Here is a 4,142-nt window from a genome sequence, read left to right as displayed (position 1 = left end):
CGCCGGGGCCGCTTCCGGGTCCACGGCGGGACGGTCACCGAAGACGCGCTCGTCGGCCCGCAGGGCCTCGTCGAGCATTCCCGTGTCGCCCAGGTGGCGCCGCACCACCTCGGCCTGCGCGCGGGCGGCCTCAGCGCGGGCCCGGGCAATGGTGTGAACCACCACCGGCGACAGCTCCGACGGCGACATCCGCCGCATCCGCTCGCCGAAGGTCACCTCGCTGACCGACCCGTCGGCCGCGGCGACCACGGTCACCACGCCGTCCGGCGCACTCGCCGTTCCCGTGATTTCACCGAGTTCCTCGGTCATGCGCCGGTAGTTCTCGGCGTTGGTCCGGTTGCGCCCCGCGGCGTCCTCGATCGCTTCGATCCTGCGCCGCAACTGTTCGGCCTGCTCGCTCATCACACACCTTTCCGCGCCCCGGTGGCGCCTGTCCGATCTGCCCGGATGGTCGACAGGAACGACTCGAAGTCGTCGACGAGGGCCGCGAACTGGGACGGGGTCGCGGTGAGCACGATGTGCAACACCGCGAACCGTCCGCTCCCGGCCTGGTCCCGCAGCCCCAGGAACGTCTGGAACTGCACCAGGTCCCGCACGACGCCACCGGCCCGCAGGCGGGCTTGCAGCACCTGTGTGAAGCCCGGCGCGTCGGCGGTGCCGACGTGGTTCTGCCTGCCGACACGCAGGGCGATCGCTTCCTGACGCAACCGCTCGACGGCCTCGGCCGCCACGTCGGCCAGCCGCGTGTCGCTCTGGTCCCGCAGCTCGCCGTGCACTGTCACGTTCGCGGCGAAACCGTCGTCGGTGTCGCGGTGGACGGCCACGAACGCCATCCGTTCCGCGCCCACCTCGTCGGGCGGTACCGATCTCCAGCCCTCCGGCAGGGAGAACTCGATCGGCACGGGCAGTGTCGTCGCCATCGTCGTGTGGCCCCTTTTCTGTCGTACTCGAAACGGCCGATGGCCGTGCAGCGGGCGGCGCCGCTAGAAGCCGAGCATGCCCCTGGTCGCGTTGCCCACATCGGAGGCGAGCCCGGACGCACCCGAGGCGATCTCGCCCGGGTCGATCGCGACGTCGTAACCGACCTTGCCGCCCAGCCCCCAGGCCGCCCCGGCACCGGCTCCGATGTGGAACTTGCCGTCGTCGCCCATGCCGAACTGCACGTCGGCCTCCGCTCCCGCCCCGGCCCAGCCCTCGCCGTTCACACCGACGTCGACGCCGGGCAGGTCGAGCGTGCCCTCTCCGGCGATTCTCCCACCGGCGAAGGCCTCGACGCTGCCCTCGCCACCGGTCCAGCCGAGCTGACCGTCGGCCGACGCCTCAGCACCGACCATGCCCTCGACCGCCCCGTCCAGTCCCAGGTTGCCGTCGAGGAAGTCGAGGCCGCCCTCGGCCTCACCCCTGGCCAGGTACGCCTCGGCGGAGGCCTCGCCCCGCGCGCCCATCGCGTCCACCTCGCCCTGGGCCTGGGCTCCCGCGCCGAGTACCGCACCACCGGCCCGGCCCTCGCCGGAGACCCAGCCCTCGTCGAACGAACCGTCCACCTCGCCCTCGGCGACGCTGACGTCGGCGGAGGCCTCGCCCTCCAACGAGGGCAGCTCGATGCCGAGGGTGTCCAGCAGCGTGGCGACCGGGTTCTCGGCGAGGGTGCCCCGCGATCCCCACTCGCCCTCGCGGGTGCCCTCCCAGCTACCCTCCAGTTCACCGCCGCGGGAGTATCCGCCCTCGCCGTCCGGTTCGAAGCCCAGCTTCCCGGCGATCTCGGCACCGAACCCCTCGATCCGCTGCCGGGCGTTGTCCAGGATGGACTGCGCCTCGCGCATACCGGCCTCGCCCGGGTCGGAGAACTCGCCCGGGTCGCCGCCACCCGCTCGCACGGCCCGGAACTGCGCCAGCGCGGCCCGGCTGGCCGCGAGCGCCTGGGTGTGCAGCTCGATCGCGCGCTGGGCCTCGCCCTGTCCCCAGTTCAGCAGGTCGGCATAGTCCGACAGGGTCTGGCCGCCCTGGGAGATCGTGTCCACGATCCGGCCCCACTTGGGCGGTTCGGCGCCGAAGGCGTCGCGGAAGGCGTTGCTGGCCTCGCCGACCCACTGCGCCGGGTCGATCCCACCGAGCAGGGAACCGATGTCGCCGACACCGCCCATGGTGTCGACCATGCCGCGCAGGTCGGCGGTGATGGTCTCGGGGTCCCCGGGAATGAGGTCCCTCGGGTTGGTGGTCTGTCCCAGTTGCAGGACCATCAGCGGGCACCTCCCACGCCGGTGGACGCGCCGCCGAGCACGTTCCTGATACCACCGGTGATCCCGCCCGCCACGGGTCCGCCGTCGGCACCGAGCCCGTGTTCGAACCGCTCCACGATGCCACGGCTCTCGTCCTCGGACTCCAGGTACCGGCGCGCGGCCTCGGTCAGCCCCGCACCGTGTTCCTCCGCCTCGGCCCGCAGCTGTTCGACCGCGCCGCGCACCCGCTCGACGAACGTCGCCCACCCCGCCTGCACGGCCGGGTGGCCGTAGTCGCCACTCGGTCCCTGCCACAGCAGATCGGCGGCGCCACCGACGGTGTCGCTGATCTGCCGTGCCGTCTCACGCAGCTCGTCGGGTACCGACCCGAATCCCGTCATGCCCCAGTCACCTACCGAGAGTCCGCCTGTCCCAGCCCTTGCCCACCCGGTTCCCGGGCAAGGTAGCAACCACCGTGGCAGACCCGGCGCGCGCTGCGGCCCCGGCCCCGCGAGGCGCCGCGCACGCCGTCCGCCCGGTGGATTTCCACCGTTCGACGCGGGGGCCCGCGGGATGGTTCCCTCGGACGGACACGGACACCGGCGGACATCGACACCCGCGCCAGTGCACACCGGCAGGCGCGAACGTCACCGACCACGGCACGGCGCTTCCGGAATCACCACACCGCCGACAACCGCCAGGACACCTCGTGCGCCTGCCCGGGAGCCAGCCACACCAGGTCACGACCGGTGCGGAACGCGTCCGGCGGGCAGGTCATCGGTTCCACCGCCAGGCCCGAGCGGTGCAGCGCGGCCTCGGGGCGGTCGGCGGTGTGGACCTGCACCCACGGACACGCCGAGTCCCACGTCAGGTGCACACCGGTGCCGTCCGCGTCGCGGACGACGGCCTCCGCGCGGCCGTCGCGCCCGGCCGTGACCGTGCCGAACGCGTGGTCGATCTCAGTGTCGCCGATCCGCCTGCCACCGCGGAAGTCGAACGCGGAGCCGTGCACCGTGCGGTCGGCCACCGGGAGCAGCCGGTCCGGATCGACCTCGAGATAGGACTGTGCGGGCAGCTCGAGGGACCAGTCGTCGACCCGGCCCGCGCCGCCCACCAGGTAGGGGTGGATCGAGCACCCGTACGGCGCCTCGGCGGTGCCCGCGTTGCGTGCCGCCAGCCGCACCTCCAGCCCCGCTCCGGTGAGCCGGTAGGTCGTGGTGAGCAGCAGCGGGAACGGGTAACCGGGCGTCGGCCACAGCAGACATTCCAGATCCACCCGCGACACCGAGCGCGCCACCGGCCTCCACGGCTGCCAGGCGACGAGGCCGTGCAGCGCCGTGGCCCGTTCCGGTTCGGTGAGCGGCAACTGGTACTCGTGCCCACCGACGGTGTAGCGGCCGTCGGCGATCCGGTTGGGCCACGGCGCGAGCACCGCGCCGCTGTAGACGGGACGCACCTCGTCCTCGGCGAAGGCACGCACCAGCGGTCTCCCGGCGTACTCCAGCACCCGCAACGACGCACCCACCTGCGTGACGACGGCGCGGTACTCGCCGTGCCGGAGTTCGATCTGCTCACCCGACGGCAGCACGGTTTCGCTCCTCTCCCGCCGCATCCGGCGCCCACGTCAGGGATGCAGCAACACCTTCACCGCGCCCGAGGCGCGGTCGGCGACGGTGCCAAGCGCCTTCTCGGCGTCCTCCAGCACGAACTCGTGGGTGACCACCCGCGACGGGTCCAGCGTGCCCGTGGCGAAGGCGCGCACCGCGTACACCCACGCCCGGGGTGGCGCGCCGAACACCGTGGACACGTCCAGGTTGCGGGTGACCAGGTCGCGGGTGGCGAGGGCGTCGCCGGCACCGGGTATACCGGTCACCACGACCCGGCCGCCGCGCCGGGCGAGCCCGCACGCCAGCGCCGCGGTCC

General features: G+C 73.1%; 5 protein-coding genes and 1 pseudogene. All 6 read right to left on the bottom strand.

Annotated elements, in window-relative coordinates; translation table 11 throughout:
* On the bottom strand, positions 1-402 hold a 402-nt coding region (locus SACSA_RS0120380), incomplete at its 3' end, for a YbaB/EbfC family nucleoid-associated protein (protein ID WP_019819685.1).
* Positions 402-920 carry a hypothetical protein gene (locus SACSA_RS0120375; protein WP_019819684.1) on the bottom strand — a complete coding sequence of 173 codons (519 nt, stop codon included), beginning with the start codon at positions 918-920 and terminating at the stop codon, positions 402-404. The genes SACSA_RS0120375 and SACSA_RS0120380, both read right to left, overlap by 1 nt.
* A gap of 63 nt (positions 921-983) precedes the next feature.
* Positions 984-2,240, bottom strand: a complete 1,257-nt coding sequence (locus tag SACSA_RS0120370; RefSeq protein ID WP_019819683.1) for a putative T7SS-secreted protein — start codon at positions 2,238-2,240, stop codon at positions 984-986.
* A complete protein-coding gene (locus SACSA_RS23995) occupies positions 2,240-2,620 on the bottom strand; it encodes a hypothetical protein (RefSeq protein WP_019819682.1) in 381 nt (126 codons plus the stop codon). Before SACSA_RS23995 ends, SACSA_RS0120370 begins: the two co-directional genes overlap by 1 nt.
* A 275-nt stretch (positions 2,621-2,895) precedes the next feature.
* The gene (locus SACSA_RS0120360) at positions 2,896-3,807 is read right to left on the bottom strand and encodes an aldose 1-epimerase family protein (RefSeq protein WP_198009110.1); all 912 of its coding nucleotides are present in this window, start codon (positions 3,805-3,807) and stop codon (positions 2,896-2,898) included.
* Between the two features lie 36 nt (positions 3,808-3,843).
* Positions 3,844-4,142: pseudogene (locus SACSA_RS23990) on the bottom strand (dehydrogenase); the annotation flags it as partial.

Source organism: Saccharomonospora saliphila YIM 90502, from assembly GCF_000383795.1.
Classification (GTDB): Bacteria; Actinomycetota; Actinomycetes; order Mycobacteriales; family Pseudonocardiaceae; genus Saccharomonospora; species Saccharomonospora saliphila.
Note: the sequence above shows the minus strand (reverse complement) of the source record. Positions and strands in the feature narration are given on the sequence as shown.